Genomic DNA, 1,200 nt, shown 5'->3' on the forward strand with positions numbered 1-1,200 from the left:
CGGCAGGCGAGACATGAAGCACCCCGGTATTATTGCTGTTATGGGTTTGATTCGAGCTTAGCCTTGTTCATTTTTTTACACAACACCCCCGTAAAAAATACAACACGGCCCGCTCAAGCCCGCGGGCGCCATAGAGGCCAAGGGCATAAAAACGCCCCAAAGTGCCTCAAAAAAGCCACACGAGCGCTTTTTTAGGGCAAAAAAGGCCTCGCTTGACTTCGGCATGCCGTTCGGGTTGACTGGAAACCGAAAAGATCAATGATTGATATTTTTAACAACAAAGGTGTTGCATCATGTCGGTACCCCCGCGTGCCGTTCAGCTTAACGAAGCGAACGCGTTCCTTAAGGAACATCCTGAGGTTCTGTACGTTGACCTTCTGATTGCGGATATGAATGGTGTGGTGCGCGGCAAGCGCATCGAACGCACCAGCCTCCACAAGGTTTACGAGAAAGGCATCAACCTGCCGGCCTCTCTATTTGCTCTGGATATCAATGGCTCTACGGTGGAAAGCACCGGCCTGGGCCTGGACATCGGTGATGCTGACCGAATCTGCTATCCAATTCCCGATACCCTGTGCAACGAGCCATGGCAGAAGCGCCCGACCGCGCAACTGTTGATGACCATGCACGAACTCGAAGGTGACCCTTTCTTCGCCGACCCGCGTGAAGTGCTGCGACAGGTGGTGACCAAGTTCGATGAGATGGGCCTGACCATCTGCGCCGCGTTCGAACTGGAGTTCTACCTGATCGACCAGGAGAACGTGAACGGTCGTCCGCAACCGCCCCGCTCGCCGATTTCCGGCAAACGCCCGCATTCGACACAGGTCTACCTGATCGACGACCTCGACGAGTACGTCGACTGCCTCCAGGACATTCTGGAAGGTGCAAAAGAGCAAGGCATCCCGGCCGACGCCATCGTCAAGGAAAGTGCCCCGGCGCAGTTCGAAGTGAACCTGCACCACGTGGCCGACCCGATCAAGGCCTGCGATTACGCCGTCCTGCTCAAGCGCCTGATCAAGAACATCGCCTACGACCATGAAATGGACACCACCTTCATGGCCAAGCCTTACCCGGGCCAGGCGGGCAACGGGCTGCACGTCCACATCTCGATTCTCGACAAAGATGGCAAAAACATTTTTGCCAGTGAGGATCCCGAGCAGAACGCCGCACTGCGTCACGCGATCGGCGGTGTGCTCGAGA

Annotated in this window: 1 protein-coding gene; it reads left to right on the forward strand. The window is 56.0% G+C overall.

The annotated features are described in order from the left end of the window. Positions 1 to 293 precede the first annotated feature (293 nt). A partial coding sequence (locus D8V06_RS27935) for a glutamine synthetase family protein (protein ID WP_130932246.1) occupies positions 294 to 1,200 on the forward strand: 907 nt, incomplete at its 3' end.

The sequence above is a fragment of the Pseudomonas sp. Sample_24 genome (assembly GCF_004307605.1).
GTDB lineage: Bacteria > Pseudomonadota > Gammaproteobacteria > Pseudomonadales > Pseudomonadaceae > Aquipseudomonas.